We start from the raw sequence: 18,646 nt of genomic DNA on the forward strand, positions 1-18,646 counted from the left end.
AGACCCATGCGTCTTCAAGTCATTATCGCAGGTCTCGGTCTGGCTCTGGCGGCGGGGGCGGCCCAGGCGGCCGAGGTCGAGATCAAGGACGCCGTCGCCCGCGTCACGGTGATCCCCGAGGCCCGCACCGACATCAAGGTGGAGTTCCTGACCACCAATCCCCAGCTGCCGCTGGAAGTCCGCACCATGGGCGGCAAGACCATCATCGACGGCGACCTCGACCGCAAGATCCGCAACTGCAACAGCGAAGGCGGCCACGTCTCGGTCCGCGTCGGCGGGGTGGGCACGATCCGCTACGAAGACATGCCTCAGGTGGTGATCCGCACGCCCAAGGACGCCGAGATCGAAGCCGGCGGCGCGGTGTTCGGCACGGTCGGCAAGTCGGCCAGCCTGGAGCTTTCCAACGCCGGCTGCGGCGACTGGACCGTGGCCAATGTCGAAGGCCGCCTGAAGCTCAACCAGGCGGGCTCCGGTGACTCCAAGGTCGGCTCGGCCGGCCAGGCGACCCTCCGCGTGGCCGGCTCCGGCGACATCAAGACCCAGGACATCCGCGGCGCCCTGGACATCGACATCGCCGGTTCGGGCGACGTCTGGTCGGCCTCGGTCAGCGGCCCCCTGGACGTCAAGATCGCCGGCTCGGGCGGCGTGACCGTCGCCGGCGGCCAGGCCGACGCCATGACCGTGTCGGTGGCCGGGTCGGGCGACGTCAGCTTCGGCGGCGCGGCCCAGTCGCTGAAGGCGCGCATCGCCGGCTCCGGCGACGTGCACGTGAAGTCCGTCAAGGGCGAGGTGTCCAAGTCCATCGTGGGCTCGGGCGGCGTCACCATCGGCTAGGGCGCCGTCGTGAAAGGCGCACTCACGGCTCTGGCGGGTCTGCTGATCGCGGCCTGCCAGGGCCTGCCGGCCCAGGCCGCGGCGCGGCTTGAGCCGCTCTGGACCCTGGACGGCCTGGAAGCGCCCGAGAGCGTGGCCCTCAGTGCCGACGGGTCCTTCTTCTATGTGGCCAACGTGGTGGGGGAGGGCGACGCCAAGGACGGCCGAGGCTTCATCAGCCGGGTCTCGCGCGACGGCAAGCTGCTGCAGAAGGAATGGGCCACCGGCCTGAATGCCCCCAAGGGCGCGGTGCTCGCCCACGGCAGGCTCTATGTCACCGACATCAACCGCCTGGTCGGGTTCGACCTGACCACCGGCAAGGCCGTCGAGACCCATGAGGTCGCCGGCGCCGGCTTCCTCAACGACACGGCCGTGGCGCCCGACGGGACCCTGCTGTTCTCCGACTCCGGCAACGCCCGCATCTACGCCAAGCAGGGCAAGGGCGACGTGACGGTCTGGGTCCAGGCGCCAGAGCTGCGGGCCGTTAACGGCCTGCTGCCGGAAAAAGACCGGCTGGTGGTCACCACCATGGCCGGCAAGCTCCTGGCCGTGGACTATAGGACCAAGGCGATCACCGTCCTCGCCGAGGGGATCGGCGACGGCGACGGCGCCGCCCGGCTCGACGACGGCCGCTACCTGGTCAGCGAATGGCCGGGCCGGATGTTCGAGGTTGCGCCCGGCGGAGCCTTGGCCGTCACCCTCGATACCAAGGCCGCCGGACGGTTCATGAACGACTTCATCCGGGTCGGTGACCAGCTCATCGTGCCCAACTGGATGCCGGGCTCGCTCACCGCCTATCGGATCATTCCCTAGGCGGCGAAAGCGGTCCTCGCCGCGGTGACCGAGCCCTTGACGACTCCGAGTCGCACACGTATAGACGCGCCTCCTGTTGGACCGGCTGTGTGCTTCGAAGTGATTTGAAGCACAGACGCGGTTTGCGGAACGACCCGGAAATCGGCAGAAATGCTGGGGTTCCGGGGCAAGGCCCTCGCGGTTGTTCGCGCGGGCCTATCTCGTTTTTGCGGACTTACGCGTACGTGCGTCTCTTCTGAGGCGTTCGGGTTGGTCTTTGAAATGGTCAAAGTCACGCGGACGGGCCGCCGTCTGTAGGGGAAACTGAAGAGCGATATGGATCGTCAGAACATCCGCATCCGGCTCAAGGCCTTCGATCACCGCGTGCTGGACCATTCCACACGCGAGATCGTCAATACGGCCAAGCGCACCGGCGCGACCGTCCGCGGGCCTATCCCGCTGCCGACGCACATCAACAAATTCACCGTCAACCGCTCGCCGCACATCGACAAGAAGTCGCGCGAGCAGTTCGAAATCCGCACGCACAAGCGCGTGCTCGATATCGTCGACCCCACCCCGCAGACCGTGGACGCGCTCATGAAGCTCGACCTGTCCGCCGGCGTGGACGTCGAGATCAAGCTGTAAGGGGTCCTGCCGATGCGTACCGGTGTGATCGCCAAGAAACTGGGCATGGCGCGCTTCTTCGATGAAGCGGGAACCCATGTGCCGGTGACCGTGCTCAGCCTCGAGGGCTGCCAGGTCACCGCACAGCGGACCCAGGACAAGGACGGCTACGTCGCGCTCCAACTCGGGGCCGGCGCCAAGAAGCCGAAGAACACCTCCAAGGCCATGCGCGGCCACTTCGCCAAGGCTGAAGTCGAGCCGAAGCACGAACTCGCCGAGTTCCGCGTGACCGAGGACAACCTGATCGACGTGGGCGCCGAGTTCACCGCCGACCACTTCCTCGCCGGCCAGAAGGTCGACGTCACGGGAACCACGGTCGGCAAGGGCTTCCAGGGCGCCATGAAGCGCTGGAACTTCGGCGGCATGCGGGCCACCCACGGGGTGTCCGTCTCCCACCGGGCTCACGGCTCGACTGGTCAGCGCCAGGATCCGGGCAAGACCTTCAAGGGCAAGAAGATGGCCGGCCACCTCGGCCAGGAAACCGTCACCACCCTGAACGTCACGGTCTGGAAGGTCGACACCGACCGCGGCCTGATCCTGCTCAAGGGCGCCGTGCCCGGCACGGAAGGCTCCTACGTCAAGATCCGCGACGCCGTGAAGTCGGCCCGTCCGGCGGACGTCCCGTTCCCGGGCGCGTTCCGCAAGGCCGGTCAAGCCGCGGCGGCTCCGGCCGCCGAGACCCCGGTTGTTGAAGAGGCTCCGGCCGAAGCTGGGGGCGAAGACCAATAATGAAACTCGACGTCATCAAGCTCGACGGCTCCAAGGGCGGTTCGATCGAACTGTCCGACGCCGTCTTCGGCATCGAAGATATCCGTGGGGACATCCTGCAGCGCGTGGTGACCTGGCAACTCGCCAAGCGCCGCGCCGGCACCCACAAGATCCAGGTCCGCAACGAGGTCTCTCGTACGGGCAAGAAGATGTACAAGCAGAAGGGCACCGGCGGCGCCCGTCACGGTTCGCGCCGTGCGGCCCAGTTCGTCGGCGGCGCCAAGGCCCACGGTCCCGTGGTCCGCAGCCACGCCTTCGACCTGACCAAGAAGTTCCGCGCGCTTGGCCTGCGCCATGCGCTCAGCTCCAAGGTCAAGTCGGGCTCGCTGGTCATCGTCGACAGCGTGACCCTCTCCGATCCGAAGACCGCGGGGCTGCGCGCCACGCTGTCCAAGATGGGCCTGAAGAACGCGCTGGTCATCGCCGGCTCGGAAGTGGACGCGAACTTCAAGCTCGCCGCCCGCAACATCCCCAACGTGGACGTGCTGCCGAACGCCGGCCTGAACGTCTATGACGTGCTGCGTCGCCACACCCTCGTCCTCACCAAGGACGCGGTCGAGGCGATCAATGCGCGCTATGCCGAGAAGGAAGCCGCGTAATGGCCGACCCTGTCGCCCGCCACTACGACGCCATCCTGTCGCCGGTGATCACGGAAAAGGCCACCCTGCTCTCCGAGCAGAACAAGGTCGTCTTCCGCGTCGCCATCGATGCGTCGAAGGATGAAATCGCCGCCGCTGTCGAAGCGCTGTTCAAGGTCAATGTCACCAAGGTCAACACCCTGGTGGTCAAGGGCAAGACCAAGCGCTTCCGCGGCCGTCCGGGTCGTCGCAACGACGTCAAGAAAGCTGTCGTGACGCTGGCCGAAGGCCAGTCCATCGACATCACCACGGGGCTCTAGTCCGATGGCCTTGAAGCAATTCAATCCGACCTCTCCCGGCCGTCGCGGCCTGGTGCTGGTCGATCGTTCCGAGCTCCACAAGGGCAAGCCGGAAAAGTCGCTCGTCCAGGGCCTCACCAAGTCGGGTGGTCGTGGCGGCGGTGGCCGTATCGCGGTCCGCTTCCGCGGCGGCGGCGCCAAGCGCCTCTATCGCGTGGTCGACTTCAAGCGTCGCAAGTTCGACGTCCCGGCGACCGTCCAGCGTCTCGAGTACGACCCGAACCGCACCGCCTTCATCGCGCTGATCAAGTACGACGACGGTGAGCTGGCCTATATCCTGGCCCCGCAACGCCTGAAGGCCGGCGATGTCGTAATCGCGGCCGAAAAGGCCGACGTGAAGCCGGGCAACGCCATGCCGCTGCGCGGCATGCCGATCGGCACGATCATCCACAATGTCGAGCTGAAGCCCCTCAAGGGCGGGCAGATCGCCCGTTCGGCCGGCGCCTACGCCCAGCTGGTCGGCCGTGATAGCGGCTATGCCCAGATCCGCCTGAACTCGGGCGAGCTGCGCATGGTGCAGGACACCTGCATGGCCACGATCGGCGCCGTGTCGAACCAGGACCATATGAACCAGGTTCTCGGCAAGGCCGGCCGCGTCCGCCACATGGGCTTCCGCCCGCACGTCCGCGGCGTCGTCATGAACCCGGTCGACCACCCGCACGGCGGCGGCGAAGGCCGCACCTCGGGCGGTCGCCACCCGGTGACCCCGTGGGGCAAGCCGACCAAGGGCGCCAAGACCCGTTCTAACAAGGCGACGGATAAGTACATCATCCGTTCGCGCCACGCTCGGAAGGCTCGCTAAGCCATGACCCGTTCCGTCTGGAAAGGTCCGTTCGTCGACGGATACCTGCTCAAGAAGGCCGAAACCGCCCAAGGTTCCGGCCGCAAGGATGTGATCAAGACCTGGTCGCGTCGCTCCACCATCATGCCGCAGTTCGTCGGCCTGACCTTCGGCGTGCACAACGGCCAAAAGCATGTGCCCGTCCTGGTCAGCGAAGACATGGTCGGCATGAAACTCGGTGAATTCGCCCCCACCCGGTACTTCCCGGGCCACGCGGCCGACAAGAAGGCCAAGAGGAAGTAGCCATGGCTAAGCAAGCAAAAGCGCGCCGGCTCACCGGCGTCGAGGCGATGGCCAAGGTGACGACTCTCCGCACCAGCCCCCGCAAACTGAACCTGGTCGCCCAGTCGATCCGCGGCCTCAAGGTCCAGCGGGCCCTGAACGAGCTCGAGTTCAGCCACAAGCGCATCGCGCGCGACGTGCGCAAGGCGCTCTATTCGGCGATCTCCAACGCCGAGAACAACCACAACCTCGACATCGACAATCTCGTCGTGTCCGAGGCCTTCGTGGGCAAGAACCTGGTGATGAAGCGCTTCGCCGCCCGCGCTCGCGGTCGTGCTTCGCGTATCGAAAAGCCGTTCAGCGAGATCACCATCGTGGTCCGCGAATTGGGTGAGGCCGCCTGATGGGTCAGAAAATCAATCCGGTCGGGCTTCGCCTCGGCATCAACCGCACCTGGGACAGCCGCTGGTTCGCCGATGGCGCGGACTATGGTCGGATGCTCCACGAGGACCTGAAGATTCGCAAGAATCTGAAGAAGCGCCTCTACCAGGCCAGCGTCTCGCGCATCATCATCGAGCGTCCGCACAAGAAGTGCCGGATCACGATCTACGCCGCCCGCCCCGGTGTCATCATCGGCAAGAAGGGCGCGGACATCGAGAAGCTCCGCAAGGACATCGCGGCGATGACCCAGGGCGAAGTGCACCTGAACATCATCGAGATCCGCAAGCCGGAGACCGACGCCCAGCTGGTGGCCGAGAACATCGCCCAGCAGCTCGAACGCCGGGTCGCCTTCCGTCGCGCCATGAAGCGCGCCATGCAATCGGCCATGCGCCTCGGCGCCAAGGGCGTCCGGATCAATGTCTCGGGCCGCCTCGGCGGCGCGGAAATCGCCCGGATGGAATGGTACCGCGAAGGCCGCGTGCCGCTTCACACCCTGCGCGCCGACGTCGACTACGGCTTCACCGAGGCCAAGACGACCTACGGCATCATCGGCGTGAAGGTGTGGGTCTTCAAAGGCGAAGTCCTCGACCACGATCCGATGGCGCTGGACAAGCGCCTGGCGACTGAATCCGGCCCGGCCGGCGAAGGTGGCGGACGTGACCGTTCGGGCGATCGCCCCGACCGTGGTCGCCGTGACCGCCGCGAGCAAGCTGGAGCCTAGGGTAGAGCCATGCTGTCTCCGAAGAAAACCAAGTACCGTAAGCAGTTCAAGGGCAAGATCCATGGAACGGCGAAGGGCGGCTTCTCGCTGAACTTCGGCTCCTACGGCCTCAAGTCCGTTGAACCGGAACGCATCACCGCGCGTCAGATCGAAGCCGCTCGTCGGGCGATCACCCGCCAGATGAAGCGCCAAGGCCGCGTGTGGATCCGGATCTTCCCGGACGTGCCGGTCACCGACAAGCCTGCGGAAGTCCGGATGGGCAAGGGGAAGGGCGCCGTCGAATATTGGGCGGCCCGCGTTCACCCCGGCCGCATCATGTTCGAAATCGACGGCGTGCCGGACGATGTGGCCCGTGAAGCCCTGCGCCTCGGCGCGGCCAAGCTTCCGGTGAAGACCCGCATCGTCACCCGTATCGACGCCGCTGTGGCGGAGGCCGCGTGATGAAGATCGACGATATCCGGGGCATGACGCCCGACCAACTCGGCGAGACCCTGCTGAACCTGAAGAAAGAGCAGTTCAACCTGCGCTTCCAGGCGGCTACGGGCCAGGTTGAGAAGACCCACCGCGTCGACCAGGTCCGCAAGGACATCGCGCGGATCAAGACCGTCCTGCGTTCCAAGCAGACCGCGGCCTAAGGAGACAACGAACATGCCCAAGCGAATTCTCGAAGGCGTCGTCGTCTCCGACAAGGGTGACAAGACGATCGTGGTGAAGGTCGAGCGGACCTTCCTGCATCCGGTGCTGAAGAAGACCGTCCGTCGGTCGAAGAAGTACCACGCCCATGACGAGGCCAACGCCTACAAGGCCGGCGAGGTCGCCCGCATCATCGAATGCGCGCCCAAGTCGAAAACCAAAACCTGGGAAGCCCTGCCCAAGGCCGCTTCTCAAGCCGCGTCGTAAGGAAGGTCTGATTCTATGATCCAGATGCAGACTAACCTCGAAGTCGCCGACAACTCCGGCGCGCGTCGTGTGATGTGCATCAAGGTGCTCGGCGGCGCTGGCCGTCGTTACGCCGGCGTGGGCGACAAGATCGTCGTCTCCGTGAAGGAAGCCATTCCGCGCGGCCGGGTGAAGAAGGGCGACGTCCTTCAAGCCATCGTCGTGCGCACGTCCTCGGCGATCAAGCGCAAGGACGGCTCGGTGATCCGTTTCGACAAGAACGCCGCCGTCATCGTGAACAAGCAATCCGAGCCGATCGGCACGCGGATCTTCGGCCCGGTTCCCCGTGAACTGCGCGCCAAGAACCACATGAAGATCATCTCGCTCGCGCCTGAGGTGCTGTAATGGCCGCGAAGATCAAGAAGGGGGACCGCGTCGTGGTCCTCACCGGCAAGGACAAGGGCCGTCAAGGCAATGTCCTGAAGGTCCTGCCCAAGGACGAGCGCGTCGTCGTGGAAGGCCTGAACCTGGTTCAGCGCCACACCCGCCCGACGCAATCCGACCCCCAGGGCGGCATCAAGAACAAGGAAGCCGCGCTGCACGTCTCGAACGTCGCCATCGTGGACTCCAAGGGTAAGCCGACCCGCGTCGGTTTCCGGGTCGAAGGCGACAAGAAGGTCCGCGTCGCCAAGACGACCGGTGAGGTGATCAATGGCTGAGCAAGCTTATGAGCCGCGGCTGAAGTCCGAATATCGCCAGCGCATCCGCGCGGTGATGAAGGAGCAGTTCGGCTATACCAACGAAATGCAGATCCCCAAGCTGGACAAGATCGTCCTGAACATGGGGATCGGCGAGGCGGTGTCCGACTCCAAGAAGGTCAACGCCGCGATTGCCGACCTGGCGAAGATCGCCGGCCAGAAGCCGGTGCCGACCAAGGCCCGTAACTCCATCGCCGGCTTCAAGCTGCGCGAAGGCATGGTGATCGGCGCCAAGGTGACGCTTCGCAAGGACCGCATGTACGAGTTCCTGGACCGTCTGATCACCATCGCGCTGCCGCGGGTGAAGGACTTCCGGGGCCTGAAGCCGACCTCGTTCGACGGTCGTGGCAACTACGCCATGGGTCTGAAGGAGCACATCGTGTTCCCGGAGATCAACTACGACCAGATCGATCAGATGTGGGGCATGGACATCATCGTCACCACGACCGCGAAGACCGATGACGAAGCGCGCGCGCTTCTCAAGGAATTCCAGTTCCCGTTCGTTCAAGCGTAAGCGGCGGGAAGGAAAGAGAAAATGGCCAAGAAAAGCGCCGTCAATCGCAACGAGATGGTCCGCAAGCTGGTGAAGCAATTCGCCGCCAAGCGGGAAGCCCTCAAGGCGATCGCCAACGATGAGTCCCTGCCGCTCGAAGAACGCTTCGAAGCCCGGCTGAAGCTCGCCGAGCTGCCGCGCAACTCGTCCAAGACCCGCATCCGTAACCGATGCGAAGTCACGGGCCGTCCGCGCGCCTATTACCGCAAGCTGCGGATGAGCCGGATCGCCCTGCGCGACCTGGGTTCCATGGGCCAGATTCCTGGCCTCGTTAAGTCGAGCTGGTGAGGAGGGTCCAATGGTGAACGACCCCGTTGGCGATATGATCGCCCGCATCAAGAACGCCGCCACCCGCGGCCGTTCGAAGGTTTCCACGCCGGCTTCGAAGATGCGCGCGCGCGTCCTCGATGTCCTGGCCGAAGAAGGCTACATCCGCGGCTATCACTTGGTCGAGAAGCCGGGCGCTTTCCCGGAATTCGAGATCGAGCTGAAGTACTTCGACGGCCAGCCGGTGATCGTTGAGATCCGCCGCGTGTCGAAGCCGGGCCGCCGGGTCTATTCGTCGATCAAGGACCTGAAGCCGATCAAGAACGGCCTCGGGATCTCGATCCTGTCGACGCCGAAGGGCGTCATGTCGGACACGGCCGCGCGTGACGCGAACGTGGGCGGCGAAGTGCTCTGCCGGGTCTATTGACATGTCGCGGATCGGAAAGAAGGCGGTCGCAGTCCCCTCTGGGGTGACGGTGACCATCGAAGGCCAGACGGTGACGGTGAAGGGGCCCAAGGGCCAACTCGCCTGGACCCTGGCCGAAGAGATCGAGATCAAGCAGGAAGGCGCCGAGCTCCTCCTGACGAAGCATGTCGACACCACCCGGGCGCAAGCCATGTGGGGCTTGTCGCGCACCCTGATCGCCAACATGGTGCAGGGCGTGACCGACGGCTTCGAGAAGAGCCTCGAACTGGTCGGCGTCGGCTATCGCGCGGCGATGAAGGGCAATGCGCTCTCCATGCAGCTGGGCTTCAGCCATGAAGTCGATGTCCCGCCGCCGGCGGGGATCACCTTCGCGGTGCCGAAGCAGACCGAGATCAAGATCTCGGGCATCGACAAGCAGGTCGTTGGCGAAATCGCTTCGCAAATCCGTCGTCTGCGTCCGCCGGAGCCCTACAAGGGCAAGGGCGTCCGCTACGCCGGCGAGCAGGTTCGCCGCAAAGAAGGCAAGAAGAAGTAGGCCATGGCTCTTAAACCCCGTGACACCGCCAAGCGGCGCGCCGAGCGCAACCGCATCCGTCTGCGGTCCGTGGCGAACGGCCGGCCGCGTCTGTCGGTCTTCCGCTCGTCCAAGAACATCTACGCCCAGGTCATCGATGATGAGCGCGGCGTGACCCTGGCGGCCGCCTCCACTCTCGAAGAGGGTGAGAAGAAGGCCAAGGGTTCGGACAAGGACGCCGCCGCCCGCGTCGGCGCCCTGGTGGCCCAACGCGCCATGGAAAAGGGCGTCAAGGACGTCGTCTTCGATCGTGGCGGCTACATCTATCACGGCCGGGTGAAAGCCCTCGCCGACGCCGCGCGCGAAGCCGGCTTGAACTTCTAGGGGTACCCAGATGGCTCGTGGCAACGAACAACGCGGTGAAGGCGGTCAACGCCGGGACCGCAACCGGGGCGCTCCGCAAGACGAGCGCGCCGACAGCGACATCGTCGAAAAGCTGGTGCACATCAATCGCGTCGCCGCCACCGTGAAGGGTGGCCGCCGCTTCTCGTTCGCCGCCTTGATGGTGGTGGGCGACCAGAAGGGCCGCGTGGGCTTCGGTCACGGCAAGGCGCGTGAAGTGCCGGAAGCCATCCGCAAGGCGACCGAGGAAGCCAAGAAGACCATGATCCGCGTGCCGCTCCGCGAGAGCCGCACCCTGCACCACGACGGCAACGGCCGTTGGGGCGCCGGCAAGGTCATGGTTCGCGCCGCGCCTCCCGGCACCGGCGTCATCGCCGGCGGCCCGATGCGTGCGGTCCTCGAGACCCTGGGCATCCAGGACGTCGTGGGCAAGTCGGTCGGTTCGTCCAATCCCTACAACATGGTGCGCGCGACCTTCGAGGCGCTGAAGGCTCAGTCTTCGCCCCGCCAGGTCGCCGCCAAGCGCGGCAAGAAGGTCGCTGACGTCCTCGGCCGCCGCGCCGACGGCGCGTCGGCCGTCGCCGCCGCCGACGGAGAATAAATCATGGCCAAGGTGACCGTTCGTCAGACGGCGAGCCCCATCCGCCGCAAGAAGGACCAGCGCGCGACTCTCGCGGGCCTGGGCCTGAACAAGATCGGCCGCGTGTCGGTCCTGGAGGACACCCCGTCGATCCGCGGGATGATCGCCAAGGTCCATCACATGGTGGAAGTGGTCGAAGGCTAAGGCCTGAGACTGGACGATTAGGGGAGGCGGCGCCAAAAGCGTCGCCTCTTCGGCCGTTTCGGCGGCCACATTGAACATCAGCCGAGTCCGGGCGCCGCCCGGGCGACAGATCTCCAAGGAGAGGCGTCACATGACCAAGCTCAACGAACTTTCGCCCGCCCCCGGTTCGACCAAGAACCGCATGCGCGTCGGCCGTGGCCCGGGTTCGGGCAAGGGCAAGACCGCCGGCCGTGGCGTCAAGGGTCAGAAGGCCCGCTCCGGCGTCGCCATCGCCGGTTTCGAAGGCGGCCAGATGCCGCTGCACATGCGCATGCCCAAGCGCGGCTTCAACAATCCCTTCGCCAAGCAGTTCGCGGAAGTGAACCTATGGCGCCTTGAGCAGGCGATCGCCGCCGGCAAGCTCGACGCCAAGAAGGCCATCGACGTCGACGTGCTGATCGCCGCCGGCGTCGTGCGCCGCGCCAAGGACGGCGTGCGCCTGCTGGGCAAGGGCGAGATCAAGACCAAGATCGACATCGTGGTCTATTCCGCCTCCGCCGCCGCCAAGGCCGCGGTCGAAAAGGCCGGCGGCAAGGTCACCACGACCGCCCCCGTCGCCGCCGAAGCCGCCGAGTAGGACGACCGCCGACGTTCCCGCCCGCGCGGGGACGAAAGCCGATCTCCGGCGCGCCTCGATCCCTCGCCAGACCCGGTCTGGATCCCCGTTTCGGCGGGGAACGGGGGATTTCAGCGGACCGGATGACAGCACGGGGCGGACGCCCTATGTACGACCGGTCCTGAACGTCTGGGGAACTACATGGCTTCGGCCGCCGAGCAGCTCGCAGCAAACATGAACTTCGGCGCCTTCCAGAAGGCGACGGAACTTCACAAGCGTATCTTGTTCACCCTGGGGGCGCTGATCGCCTACCGGCTGGGAACCTATATCCCGATCCCGGGCATCGACCCGGTCGCCTTCGCCCAGGCCTTCTCGAGCCAGTCGCAGGGCATCCTGGGCATGTTCAACATGTTCTCGGGGGGCGCCGTCGAACGGATGGCGATCTTCTCGCTGAACGTGATGCCCTACATCTCCGCCTCGATCATCGTCCAGCTGCTCGGAACGGTCTATCCGCCGTGGGAGAAGCTGCGCAAGGAAGGCGGGGAGGCGGGGCGCAAGACGCTCAACCAGTACACCCGCTACCTGACCGTCGTCCTGGCCCTGTTCCAGTCCTTCGCCATCGCCACGGGGCTGCAGTCCAGCCCCGGCCTGGTCATCGATCCCGGCCCGTTCTTCCTGGTCTCGACGGTCGTCACCCTCACCGGCGGCACCCTGCTGCTGATGTGGATGGGCGAGCAGATCACCAGCCGGGGCGTCGGAAACGGCGTCTCGCTGATCATCTTCGCCGGCATCGTCGCGGCCCTGCCGCGCGGCGTGTGGCAGATGTTCTCCATGACCCGGACCGGCTCGCTGTCGGGCTTCGCCATGCTGGCGATCATCGTCCTGGCCATCGCCGTGGTCTTCGCCATCGTGTTCATGGAGCGCTCGCAGCGCCGCCTGCTGGTCCAGTATCCCAAGCGCCAGCAGGGAAACCGGATGTTTGGCGGCGACACCTCTTTCCTGCCGCTGAAGATCAACACCTCGGGCGTCATCCCGCCGATCTTCGCCTCGTCCCTTCTGCTGCTGCCGACCACCGCCATGGGCTTCCTGGCGACCGCCGAGCTGCCGGCCTGGGCCCAGTGGCTGCCGACCGCTGTCGGCGCCCTGCAGCACGGCCAGCCGGCCTTCATGGTGCTCTATGGCGCCCTGATCATCTTCTTCTGCTTCTTCTACACCTCGGTGGTGTTCAATCCTGAGGACACCGCCGAGAACCTCCGCAAGTACGGCGGCTTCCTGCCGGGCATCCGGCCTGGCAAGCGCACGGCGGAGTATCTGGACTACGTGCTCACCCGGCTGACGGTGATCGGGGCGGCCTACATCACCCTGGTCTGCCTGCTGCCCGAGGCCCTGATCGGCTTCTACAAGGCGCCGTTCTACCTGGGCGGCACGTCGCTCCTGATCGTGGTGAGCGTCACCATGGACACCGTCACCCAGATCCAGTCGCATCTCCTGGCCCACCAGTACGAAGGCCTGATCAAGAAGTCGAAGCTGCGCGGGGGGCGCGGCGCTCGATAGTTCGCAGAGAGACGCGCTCGCATTTGAGAGCCGGCCCGAATGGGGAAGGTCGGCGGGGAGGGGATATTTAAGCGATGAATTTGATCCTGTTCGGCCCGCCGGCGGCGGGGAAGGGCACCCAGGCCAAGCGCCTGGTCGACAGCCGCAAGATGGTCCAGCTCTCTACAGGCGACATGCTGCGCGCGGCGATCGCCTCGGGCACCGAGCTCGGCCAGCGGGTGGCCGGCGTCATGGAGCGCGGCGAGCTGGTCACCGACGAGATCGTCATCGCCCTGATCGAGGAGCGGCTGCCGGAAGCCGAGGCCGCGGGCGGGGCCATCTTCGACGGTTTCCCGCGCACGATCGCCCAGGCCCAGGCCCTGGACGTCATGCTGGAGCAGCGCGGCGCCCGAATCGACCTAGTGATCCGCCTCAAGGTCGACGACGAACAGCTTCTGAAGCGGGTGGCCGGCCGATTCGCCGAATCTGGCCGCCCCGACGACAACCCCGAGAGCTTCAAGGTGAGGCTCTCGGCCTATAACGACCAGACCGCGCCGCTGCTGCCCTACTACCAAAACCACGGGAAACTCGTGGAAGTGGACGGCATGGGCTCGATCGAAGACGTATCCGCCGGCATCGACAAGGCCCTCGACGGCCCCCGCTGGTAGAATAAGCCCTCGCAATCGCGTGACGCCTGAAAAGGTTCAAATTCTCGCGATTGCGCCATTGACGGAAACGCAACGTTCCCTATAACGGTGCGCTTCCGCGAAAGGGCGCGAAAGACGTGCCGGCCTTCCCACTTGGGATTCTGGGCCGGGGCGCCGTTCGCGCTTCTCTGCGTGACCAGGAGAATCTACGCGTGGCCCGTATCGCTGGCGTCAACATTCCGACTAACAAGCGCGTCGTTATCGCGCTGCAGTACATCCATGGCATCGGCCAGGCGAAAGCCGCCGAGATTGTCAGCAAGGTTGGCATCGAGGACGCGCGCCGCGTCAATCAGCTGACCGATGCGGAAGTCCTGCAAATCCGCGAGACCATCGACCGCGACTATATGGTCGAGGGCGATCTGCGTCGCGACACCGCGGTCAACATCAAGCGCTTGATGGACCTGGCCTGCTATCGCGGCCTGCGTCACCGCAAGGGCCTGCCGGTCCGCGGCCAACGCACCCACACCAATGCTCGCACCCGCAAGGGCCCGGCCAAGCCGATCGCCGGCAAGAAGAAGTAAGAGAGCTTAGTCGATGGCCAAGGAACCGACGCGCGTCAAACGTCGCGAGCGCAAGAACATCACCTCGGGCGTCGCCCACGTGAACGCCTCGTTCAACAACACGATGATCACCATCACCGACGCGCAGGGGAACACCATCTCGTGGTCCTCGGCCGGCATGATGGGTTTCAAGGGCTCCCGGAAGTCGACCCCGTACGCCGCCCAGATGGCGGCCGAGGACGCCGGCAAGAAGGCGGCCGAACACGGCGTCAAGACGCTGGAAGTGAACGTTTCGGGTCCGGGTTCGGGCCGTGAATCGGCGCTTCGCGCCCTGCAGTCGGTCGGCATGACGATCACCACCATCCGTGACGTGACCCCCATTCCGCACAACGGCTGCCGGCCGCCCAAGCGCCGGCGCGTCTGAGTACTTAAGTACGACACTCTCCCTGCGCCGGACCGCGATTTCGCGTCCGGCGATCCTGCGTTTCGAGGGACATCTCTACGTGATCGAAAGAAACTGGAACGAGCTCATCCGTCCGGAGAAGCCGTTGATCGAGACCGGAACCGACGCCAACCGCAAGGCGCGTCTGGTGGCCGAGCCCCTCGAGCGCGGCTTCGGCGTGACGCTGGGCAACAGCCTCCGCCGGGTTCTGCTTTCCTCGCTGCAAGGCGCGGCCGTGACCGCGGTGCAGATCGACGGCGTGGTGCACGAATTCTCCTCGCTTGAAGGCGTCCGCGAGGACGTCGTCGACATCGTGCTCAACATCAAGCAACTGGCCCTGCGGATGCACTCCGAAGGCCCCAAGCGCATGACGCTGAAGGCCACGGGCCCCGGCGCCGTGACCGCCGGCCAGATCGAAGTCCCCGCGGACATCGAGATCCTCAACCCCGACCACGTGCTCTGCACCCTGGACGACGGCGCCACCGTGCGCATGGAGTTCACGGTCAACAACGGCAAGGGCTATGTCCCGGCCGAGCAGAACCGTCCGGAAGACGCCCCGATCGGCCTGATCGCCGTCGACAGCCTCTATTCCCCGGTCAAGCGCGTCGCCTATCGCGTCGAGCCCACCCGCCAGGGCCAGAGCCTCGACTACGACAAGCTGATCATGGAAGTCGAAACCAACGGCGCCATCTCGCCGGTGGACGCGGTGGCCTACGCCGCGCGCATCCTGCAAGACCAGCTGCAGATCTTCATCACCTTCGAAGAGCCGAAGAAGAAGGTCGAAGGCGAGGCCAAGCCGGAACTGCCGTTCAACCCGGCGCTGCTGAAGAAGGTCGACGAGCTCGAGCTCTCGGTCCGTTCGGCCAACTGCCTGAAGAACGACAACATCGTCTATATCGGCGACCTGATCCAAAAGACCGAAGCCGAGATGCTCCGCACCCCGAACTTCGGCCGCAAGTCGCTGAACGAGATCAAGGAAGTGCTCGCGGGCATGAACCTGCATCTCGGCATGGACGTGCCGAATTGGCCGCCCGAGAACATCGAAGAGCTGGCCAAGAAGTTCGAAGACCAGATGTAAAAGACCTCGCGCCGACTCCGGGCCGCTTCGGCGGTCCGGGCCCGATCAAGCCGCAACAGCGGTGGAGGGCCCCGGCGCTTCGTGTTGACCCAGGCGGGAGCGGGCTGGGACTGGATCAGGTAAGGCGCGTTCCCGATCGGGGCCGCCGGCGGGCCAACGGCCCAGGAGATATGAGATGCGTCACGGCAAGTCCCACCGCAAACTGGGTCGTACGACCGCCCACCGCACCGCGATGTTCGCCAACATGGCGGCGAGCCTGATCAAGCACGAGCAGATCGTGACCACCCTTCCCAAGGCGAAGGAGCTTCGGCCCATCGTCGAGAAGCTGGTGACGCTCGCCAAGCGCGGCGACCTGCACGCCCGCCGTCAGGCCATCAGCCACGTCCGTGACGTGGAACAGGTCGGCAAGCTCTTCGCCACCCTGGGCCCGCGCTACAAGGAACGTCAGGGCGGCTACATCCGGGTCCTGAAAGCCGGCTACCGCTACGGCGACAACGCGGCCCTGGCCGTGATCGAGTTCGTCGACCGCGATCCGTCGGAAAAGGGCAAGGACTCCGGTCCGGTCCAGGAGCTGGGCTTCGGCGACGAATAGTCCCAGGCTCGTCTCGAGAATTTCGAAAGCCCCGGACGGCGACGTCCGGGGCTTTTGCTTTGCGGCCCTGGCCATCTCGGCAAGGCGCTTGACGATATAATTGCAGTATGCGTTAAATATTGTCGGAAACGGCAAGGATAACGTCATGGCTGAGAAAGCGGCGATCACCGCCACGGCCTTCTACAAGGACCCAATGGCGGCCCTGCATTGGCTGGAGCAGGCCTTCGGTTTCGAGACCGTCCTGCTGCTCACCGACGACGCCGGCCAGGTCGGCCACGCGGAGATGAGCTTCCGCGGCTGCAACATCGGGATCGGCGGGGAGTGGGAGCTGCCGGGCGGGATCAAGATGCGCAGCCCGCAGACGGCGGGCGCCTGCACTCAATTCATGTGGGTGGCGCTACCCCAGGGCCTCGACGACCATCACGCCCGCGCCCGGGAGGCCGGCGCGCGGATCATCCAGCCGCCCGAGGATCAGTTCTACGGCGCGCGGACCTATCGCGCGCTGGATCCGGAGGGCCATGTCTGGTGCTTTCGCCAAGAGGTGCGCGAAGTCTCCGCCGAAACCATGACGCAGATCACCGGCCTGAAGGTGCGCAATTCCCTGAAGGAGGCATGAGCATGGACGTTCCCACCATCGGGCCCCTGCTGTGGTACCGCGACCCGCGCGCGGCGATCGCCTGGCTGGAACAGGCATTCGGCTTCGAGACCCGGATGATCGTCGATGACGGACAGGGCGGCGTGATCCACTCCGAGCTGCGCCTGGGCGACGGCTATATCATGGTGGTTGGCCCGCCCAAGGGCAGCGCGGTCAGCCCCGCGGCCTTCGGGGGCCGGTCGACCCAGTCGGTCCATGTGCAGCTCCAGGACGGGCTGGACGAGCGCTGCGAGATCGCGCGAGGCCTGGGCGCCAAGGTCGAACGCGAGCCCGCCGACCAGCCCTATGGCGACCGGGTGTTCACCTGCCGCGACATCGAGGATCATCCCTGGTCGTTCGGCCAGACGCTCAAGGTCATGACGCCTGAGGAAATGTCCCAGGCCACCGGCCACCAGATCACCAGCTAGAGGAGAGACTCATGGCCGGCTTCCGGTCCGCCCTGTTCTACCAGGATCCCAAGGCCGCCCTGAAGTGGTTGGAAGAGGCCTTCGGATTCGAGCTTTCCATGCTGCTGGAGGATGCCGAGGGCAATGTCGCACACTCGCAGATGACCTTTGGCGACGACTACGTGATGATCGGCCAGGAGTGGAGCGACGACCACAAGAGCCCCAGATCGGTCGGCGGCAAGAACACCCAGACCGTCAGCATCCAGATCGACACCGACATCGAGGCCCATTTCGCCCGCGCCAAGGCGGCGGGCGCGGTGATCGACGCCGAACCCGCGACCCAGTTCTATGGCGATCGCACCTATCGTTGCCGCGACCCCGAGGGCCACATCTGGAGCGTCTCCCAGACCGTCGCGGTGGTCAGCCGCGAAGAGGCCGAGGCCGCCAGCGGCCTGAAGATCACCGGCTGGATATGAGCGCCGCCCCCGCTCACCTGGACCGGACCCTGGCGGCGCTGGCCGACCCCAACCGCCGACGGGTGGTCGACCTGCTGGCCAGGCGTCCGCGCCAGGCCGGTGAGCTGGCTCGCGAGCTGGGCCTCGCGCCGCCGGCCATGAGCCGTCATCTGCGCACCCTGCGCGAGAGCGGTCTGGTCGAGGAAAGCCATCCCGAGTTCGATGCGCGGGTGCGCATCTATGCCCTGAGGCCGCAACCCATGGTCCACCTGCTGCGCTGGCTGGAGGAGAGCGAAAGGCTGTGGACGGAGCAGCTCGCCGCCTTCAAGGCCCATGTCGAGCGTGACGCGTGACATCGAAGGTCTTCGTCTCGCTTCGGGTCAAGGCGACGCCGGAACGCGCCTTCGCCGCCTTCGTCGAGGAGATCGGCGCCTGGTGGCGGCCCAACGGCCTGTTCCAGACCACGCCGCGCGCGCCCGGCCTGCTGGCCTTCGAGCCGGGGCAGGGCGGTCGGCTGACCGAGACCCTGGCAAGTGGGAAGGTGTTCGAGATCGGCAGGATCACGGCATGGGAGCCGCCCGTACGACTGCAATTCACCTGGCGGCAGGCGAACTTCCCGCTGGAACTTCACACAGAGGTCGAGGTGCGCTTTGAGGCGGTCGGGGCGGAAACGCGGGTCTGCGTCGAGCATCGCGGCTTCGACCAGGTGCCCGAGGGCGCGGCCCGCCACGGCTTCCCCAACGAGGCCCTGCTGATGCGGCTGGCCGAGTGGTGGCAGGTTCTGCTCGTCTCCTATCGCGACAGGTCGGCGTAACCACGTTGCGTCAGTTCTTGCTTTGT

At 65.7% G+C, this 18,646-nt stretch carries 34 protein-coding genes; all 34 read left to right on the top strand.

What is annotated here, in order from left to right:
• Positions 1–6 precede the first annotated feature (6 nt).
• The 34 genes from M9M90_RS09095 to M9M90_RS09260 all read left to right on the top strand — a co-directional run bounded on the left by M9M90_RS09095 (position 7) and on the right by M9M90_RS09260 (position 18,620).
• Positions 7–834, top strand: a complete 828-nt coding sequence (locus M9M90_RS09095) for a GIN domain-containing protein (RefSeq protein ID WP_254836837.1) — start codon at positions 7–9, stop codon at positions 832–834.
• 9 nt (positions 835–843) lie between these two features.
• A complete protein-coding gene (locus tag M9M90_RS09100; protein ID WP_254836838.1) occupies positions 844–1,686 on the top strand; it encodes an SMP-30/gluconolactonase/LRE family protein in 843 nt (280 codons plus the stop codon).
• A 315-nt stretch (positions 1,687–2,001) separates the two neighbouring features.
• A complete protein-coding gene (rpsJ, locus tag M9M90_RS09105) occupies positions 2,002–2,310 on the top strand; it encodes a 30S ribosomal protein S10 (RefSeq protein WP_254836839.1) in 309 nt (102 codons plus the stop codon).
• Between the two features lie 12 nt (positions 2,311–2,322).
• On the top strand, positions 2,323–3,078 hold the full coding sequence (gene rplC, locus M9M90_RS09110) for a 50S ribosomal protein L3 (RefSeq protein ID WP_254836840.1): 756 nt from the start codon (positions 2,323–2,325) through the stop codon (positions 3,076–3,078).
• On the top strand, positions 3,078–3,716 hold the full coding sequence (rplD, locus tag M9M90_RS09115; protein WP_254836841.1) for a 50S ribosomal protein L4: 639 nt from the start codon (positions 3,078–3,080) through the stop codon (positions 3,714–3,716). Before rplC ends, rplD begins: the two co-directional genes overlap by 1 nt.
• Positions 3,716–4,015, top strand: a complete 300-nt coding sequence (locus M9M90_RS09120) for a 50S ribosomal protein L23 (protein ID WP_254836842.1) — start codon at positions 3,716–3,718, stop codon at positions 4,013–4,015. Before rplD ends, M9M90_RS09120 begins: the two co-directional genes overlap by 1 nt.
• Before the next feature lie 4 nt (positions 4,016–4,019).
• A complete protein-coding gene (gene rplB, locus M9M90_RS09125; protein ID WP_254836843.1) occupies positions 4,020–4,856 on the top strand; it encodes a 50S ribosomal protein L2 in 837 nt (278 codons plus the stop codon).
• 3 nt (positions 4,857–4,859) lie between these two features.
• Complete coding sequence (gene rpsS / locus M9M90_RS09130; RefSeq protein WP_056730050.1) at positions 4,860–5,138, top strand: 30S ribosomal protein S19; 279 nt, start codon at positions 4,860–4,862, stop codon at positions 5,136–5,138.
• Positions 5,139–5,140: 2 nt separating this feature from the next.
• On the top strand, positions 5,141–5,521 hold the full coding sequence (rplV, locus tag M9M90_RS09135; protein WP_254836844.1) for a 50S ribosomal protein L22: 381 nt from the start codon (positions 5,141–5,143) through the stop codon (positions 5,519–5,521).
• Positions 5,521–6,279 carry a 30S ribosomal protein S3 gene (gene rpsC / locus M9M90_RS09140; RefSeq protein ID WP_254836845.1) on the top strand — a complete coding sequence of 253 codons (759 nt, stop codon included), beginning with the start codon at positions 5,521–5,523 and terminating at the stop codon, positions 6,277–6,279. The genes rplV and rpsC overlap by 1 nt, the downstream gene beginning before the upstream one ends.
• 9 nt (positions 6,280–6,288) lie before the next feature.
• The gene (gene rplP, locus M9M90_RS09145) at positions 6,289–6,720 is read left to right on the top strand and encodes a 50S ribosomal protein L16 (RefSeq protein ID WP_254836846.1); all 432 of its coding nucleotides are present in this window, start codon (positions 6,289–6,291) and stop codon (positions 6,718–6,720) included.
• A complete protein-coding gene (rpmC, locus tag M9M90_RS09150; protein ID WP_254836847.1) occupies positions 6,720–6,914 on the top strand; it encodes a 50S ribosomal protein L29 in 195 nt (64 codons plus the stop codon). Before rplP ends, rpmC begins: the two co-directional genes overlap by 1 nt.
• A gap of 13 nt (positions 6,915–6,927) precedes the next feature.
• Positions 6,928–7,179, top strand: coding sequence for a 30S ribosomal protein S17 (rpsQ, locus tag M9M90_RS09155; protein WP_254836848.1), 252 nt, complete (start codon positions 6,928–6,930; stop codon positions 7,177–7,179).
• Between the two features lie 15 nt (positions 7,180–7,194).
• Positions 7,195–7,563 (top strand): 50S ribosomal protein L14, encoded by a 369-nt coding sequence (rplN, locus tag M9M90_RS09160; protein ID WP_056018090.1) that lies wholly within the window; start codon positions 7,195–7,197, stop codon positions 7,561–7,563.
• Positions 7,563–7,877 (top strand): 50S ribosomal protein L24, encoded by a 315-nt coding sequence (gene rplX / locus M9M90_RS09165; RefSeq protein ID WP_254836849.1) that lies wholly within the window; start codon positions 7,563–7,565, stop codon positions 7,875–7,877. The genes rplN and rplX overlap by 1 nt, the downstream gene beginning before the upstream one ends.
• Positions 7,870–8,430 (top strand): 50S ribosomal protein L5, encoded by a 561-nt coding sequence (gene rplE / locus M9M90_RS09170; protein ID WP_254836850.1) that lies wholly within the window; start codon positions 7,870–7,872, stop codon positions 8,428–8,430. Before rplX ends, rplE begins: the two co-directional genes overlap by 8 nt.
• 21 nt (positions 8,431–8,451) lie before the next feature.
• Positions 8,452–8,757, top strand: coding sequence for a 30S ribosomal protein S14 (rpsN, locus tag M9M90_RS09175; RefSeq protein ID WP_254836851.1), 306 nt, complete (start codon positions 8,452–8,454; stop codon positions 8,755–8,757).
• Between the two features lie 10 nt (positions 8,758–8,767).
• Complete coding sequence (gene rpsH, locus M9M90_RS09180) at positions 8,768–9,163, top strand: 30S ribosomal protein S8 (protein ID WP_254836852.1); 396 nt, start codon at positions 8,768–8,770, stop codon at positions 9,161–9,163.
• Between the two features lies 1 nt (position 9,164).
• On the top strand, positions 9,165–9,698 hold the full coding sequence (gene rplF, locus M9M90_RS09185) for a 50S ribosomal protein L6 (RefSeq protein ID WP_254836853.1): 534 nt from the start codon (positions 9,165–9,167) through the stop codon (positions 9,696–9,698).
• Between the two features lie 3 nt (positions 9,699–9,701).
• On the top strand, positions 9,702–10,061 hold the full coding sequence (gene rplR, locus M9M90_RS09190) for a 50S ribosomal protein L18 (protein ID WP_254836854.1): 360 nt from the start codon (positions 9,702–9,704) through the stop codon (positions 10,059–10,061).
• A 10-nt stretch (positions 10,062–10,071) separates the two neighbouring features.
• Positions 10,072–10,680, top strand: a complete 609-nt coding sequence (gene rpsE / locus M9M90_RS09195; protein ID WP_254836855.1) for a 30S ribosomal protein S5 — start codon at positions 10,072–10,074, stop codon at positions 10,678–10,680.
• Between the two features lie 3 nt (positions 10,681–10,683).
• On the top strand, positions 10,684–10,863 hold the full coding sequence (rpmD, locus tag M9M90_RS09200) for a 50S ribosomal protein L30 (RefSeq protein WP_254836856.1): 180 nt from the start codon (positions 10,684–10,686) through the stop codon (positions 10,861–10,863).
• Between the two features lie 130 nt (positions 10,864–10,993).
• Complete coding sequence (rplO, locus tag M9M90_RS09205; RefSeq protein WP_254836857.1) at positions 10,994–11,479, top strand: 50S ribosomal protein L15; 486 nt, start codon at positions 10,994–10,996, stop codon at positions 11,477–11,479.
• Positions 11,480–11,659: 180 nt separating this feature from the next.
• Complete coding sequence (gene secY / locus M9M90_RS09210) at positions 11,660–13,012, top strand: preprotein translocase subunit SecY (RefSeq protein ID WP_254836858.1); 1,353 nt, start codon at positions 11,660–11,662, stop codon at positions 13,010–13,012.
• Between the two features lie 74 nt (positions 13,013–13,086).
• Positions 13,087–13,659 carry an adenylate kinase gene (locus M9M90_RS09215; protein WP_254836859.1) on the top strand — a complete coding sequence of 191 codons (573 nt, stop codon included), beginning with the start codon at positions 13,087–13,089 and terminating at the stop codon, positions 13,657–13,659.
• Between the two features lie 191 nt (positions 13,660–13,850).
• Positions 13,851–14,219 carry a 30S ribosomal protein S13 gene (gene rpsM, locus M9M90_RS09220; protein ID WP_254836860.1) on the top strand — a complete coding sequence of 123 codons (369 nt, stop codon included), beginning with the start codon at positions 13,851–13,853 and terminating at the stop codon, positions 14,217–14,219.
• 13 nt (positions 14,220–14,232) lie between these two features.
• Complete coding sequence (rpsK, locus tag M9M90_RS09225) at positions 14,233–14,622, top strand: 30S ribosomal protein S11 (protein WP_254836861.1); 390 nt, start codon at positions 14,233–14,235, stop codon at positions 14,620–14,622.
• 79 nt (positions 14,623–14,701) lie between these two features.
• Entirely contained in the window at positions 14,702–15,718 is a 1,017-nt protein-coding gene (locus M9M90_RS09230) for a DNA-directed RNA polymerase subunit alpha (protein WP_254836862.1), read from the top strand.
• A 175-nt stretch (positions 15,719–15,893) separates the two neighbouring features.
• Complete coding sequence (gene rplQ / locus M9M90_RS09235) at positions 15,894–16,310, top strand: 50S ribosomal protein L17 (protein ID WP_254836863.1); 417 nt, start codon at positions 15,894–15,896, stop codon at positions 16,308–16,310.
• 145 nt (positions 16,311–16,455) lie between these two features.
• The gene (locus tag M9M90_RS09240) at positions 16,456–16,926 is read left to right on the top strand and encodes a glyoxalase/bleomycin resistance/extradiol dioxygenase family protein (protein WP_254836864.1); all 471 of its coding nucleotides are present in this window, start codon (positions 16,456–16,458) and stop codon (positions 16,924–16,926) included.
• Between the two features lie 2 nt (positions 16,927–16,928).
• Positions 16,929–17,372 carry a VOC family protein gene (locus tag M9M90_RS09245; protein ID WP_254836865.1) on the top strand — a complete coding sequence of 148 codons (444 nt, stop codon included), beginning with the start codon at positions 16,929–16,931 and terminating at the stop codon, positions 17,370–17,372.
• Between the two features lie 11 nt (positions 17,373–17,383).
• Positions 17,384–17,827 (top strand): VOC family protein, encoded by a 444-nt coding sequence (locus M9M90_RS09250; RefSeq protein ID WP_254836866.1) that lies wholly within the window; start codon positions 17,384–17,386, stop codon positions 17,825–17,827.
• Positions 17,824–18,159: a helix-turn-helix transcriptional regulator gene (locus M9M90_RS09255; RefSeq protein ID WP_254836867.1), complete on the top strand. Its 336-nt coding sequence runs from the start codon at positions 17,824–17,826 to the stop codon at positions 18,157–18,159. The genes M9M90_RS09250 and M9M90_RS09255 overlap by 4 nt, the downstream gene beginning before the upstream one ends.
• On the top strand, positions 18,156–18,620 hold the full coding sequence (locus M9M90_RS09260; RefSeq protein ID WP_254836868.1) for an SRPBCC family protein: 465 nt from the start codon (positions 18,156–18,158) through the stop codon (positions 18,618–18,620). The genes M9M90_RS09255 and M9M90_RS09260 overlap by 4 nt, the downstream gene beginning before the upstream one ends.
• Positions 18,621–18,646 lie beyond the last annotated feature (26 nt).

The organism is Phenylobacterium sp. LH3H17 (assembly GCF_024298925.1).
Lineage (GTDB): Bacteria > Pseudomonadota > Alphaproteobacteria > Caulobacterales > Caulobacteraceae > Phenylobacterium.

Bases quoted from the DNA above. Each gene is read 5' to 3' on its own strand.
- rpsJ (WP_254836839.1), top strand. From the start codon at position 2,002: ATGGATCGTCAGAACATCCGCATCCGGCTCAAGGCCTTCGATCACCGC.
- rplX (WP_254836849.1), top strand. From the start codon at position 7,563: ATGGCCGCGAAGATCAAGAAGGGGGACCGCGTCGTGGTCCTCACCGGC.
- rpsH (WP_254836852.1), top strand. From the start codon at position 8,768: ATGGTGAACGACCCCGTTGGCGATATGATCGCCCGCATCAAGAACGCC.
- rpsQ (WP_254836848.1), top strand. From the start codon at position 6,928: ATGCCCAAGCGAATTCTCGAAGGCGTCGTCGTCTCCGACAAGGGTGAC.
- rpsC (WP_254836845.1), top strand. From the start codon at position 5,521: ATGGGTCAGAAAATCAATCCGGTCGGGCTTCGCCTCGGCATCAACCGC.
- rpsN (WP_254836851.1), top strand. From the start codon at position 8,452: ATGGCCAAGAAAAGCGCCGTCAATCGCAACGAGATGGTCCGCAAGCTG.
- rplB (WP_254836843.1), top strand. From the start codon at position 4,020: ATGGCCTTGAAGCAATTCAATCCGACCTCTCCCGGCCGTCGCGGCCTG.
- M9M90_RS09095 (WP_254836837.1), top strand. From the start codon at position 7: ATGCGTCTTCAAGTCATTATCGCAGGTCTCGGTCTGGCTCTGGCGGCG.
- rpsE (WP_254836855.1), top strand. From the start codon at position 10,072: ATGGCTCGTGGCAACGAACAACGCGGTGAAGGCGGTCAACGCCGGGAC.
- rpsK (WP_254836861.1), top strand. From the start codon at position 14,233: ATGGCCAAGGAACCGACGCGCGTCAAACGTCGCGAGCGCAAGAACATC.
- M9M90_RS09250 (WP_254836866.1), top strand. From the start codon at position 17,384: ATGGCCGGCTTCCGGTCCGCCCTGTTCTACCAGGATCCCAAGGCCGCC.
- M9M90_RS09245 (WP_254836865.1), top strand. From the start codon at position 16,929: ATGGACGTTCCCACCATCGGGCCCCTGCTGTGGTACCGCGACCCGCGC.
- rpmD (WP_254836856.1), top strand. From the start codon at position 10,684: ATGGCCAAGGTGACCGTTCGTCAGACGGCGAGCCCCATCCGCCGCAAG.
- rplF (WP_254836853.1), top strand. From the start codon at position 9,165: ATGTCGCGGATCGGAAAGAAGGCGGTCGCAGTCCCCTCTGGGGTGACG.
- rplN (WP_056018090.1), top strand. From the start codon at position 7,195: ATGATCCAGATGCAGACTAACCTCGAAGTCGCCGACAACTCCGGCGCG.
- rplP (WP_254836846.1), top strand. From the start codon at position 6,289: ATGCTGTCTCCGAAGAAAACCAAGTACCGTAAGCAGTTCAAGGGCAAG.
- rplR (WP_254836854.1), top strand. From the start codon at position 9,702: ATGGCTCTTAAACCCCGTGACACCGCCAAGCGGCGCGCCGAGCGCAAC.
- rplO (WP_254836857.1), top strand. From the start codon at position 10,994: ATGACCAAGCTCAACGAACTTTCGCCCGCCCCCGGTTCGACCAAGAAC.
- rplV (WP_254836844.1), top strand. From the start codon at position 5,141: ATGGCTAAGCAAGCAAAAGCGCGCCGGCTCACCGGCGTCGAGGCGATG.
- M9M90_RS09240 (WP_254836864.1), top strand. From the start codon at position 16,456: ATGGCTGAGAAAGCGGCGATCACCGCCACGGCCTTCTACAAGGACCCA.
- rplD (WP_254836841.1), top strand. From the start codon at position 3,078: ATGAAACTCGACGTCATCAAGCTCGACGGCTCCAAGGGCGGTTCGATC.
- rpmC (WP_254836847.1), top strand. From the start codon at position 6,720: ATGAAGATCGACGATATCCGGGGCATGACGCCCGACCAACTCGGCGAG.
- M9M90_RS09120 (WP_254836842.1), top strand. From the start codon at position 3,716: ATGGCCGACCCTGTCGCCCGCCACTACGACGCCATCCTGTCGCCGGTG.
- rplC (WP_254836840.1), top strand. From the start codon at position 2,323: ATGCGTACCGGTGTGATCGCCAAGAAACTGGGCATGGCGCGCTTCTTC.
- secY (WP_254836858.1), top strand. From the start codon at position 11,660: ATGGCTTCGGCCGCCGAGCAGCTCGCAGCAAACATGAACTTCGGCGCC.
- rplE (WP_254836850.1), top strand. From the start codon at position 7,870: ATGGCTGAGCAAGCTTATGAGCCGCGGCTGAAGTCCGAATATCGCCAG.
- M9M90_RS09215 (WP_254836859.1), top strand. From the start codon at position 13,087: ATGAATTTGATCCTGTTCGGCCCGCCGGCGGCGGGGAAGGGCACCCAG.
- M9M90_RS09255 (WP_254836867.1), top strand. From the start codon at position 17,824: ATGAGCGCCGCCCCCGCTCACCTGGACCGGACCCTGGCGGCGCTGGCC.
- rplQ (WP_254836863.1), top strand. From the start codon at position 15,894: ATGCGTCACGGCAAGTCCCACCGCAAACTGGGTCGTACGACCGCCCAC.
- rpsS (WP_056730050.1), top strand. From the start codon at position 4,860: ATGACCCGTTCCGTCTGGAAAGGTCCGTTCGTCGACGGATACCTGCTC.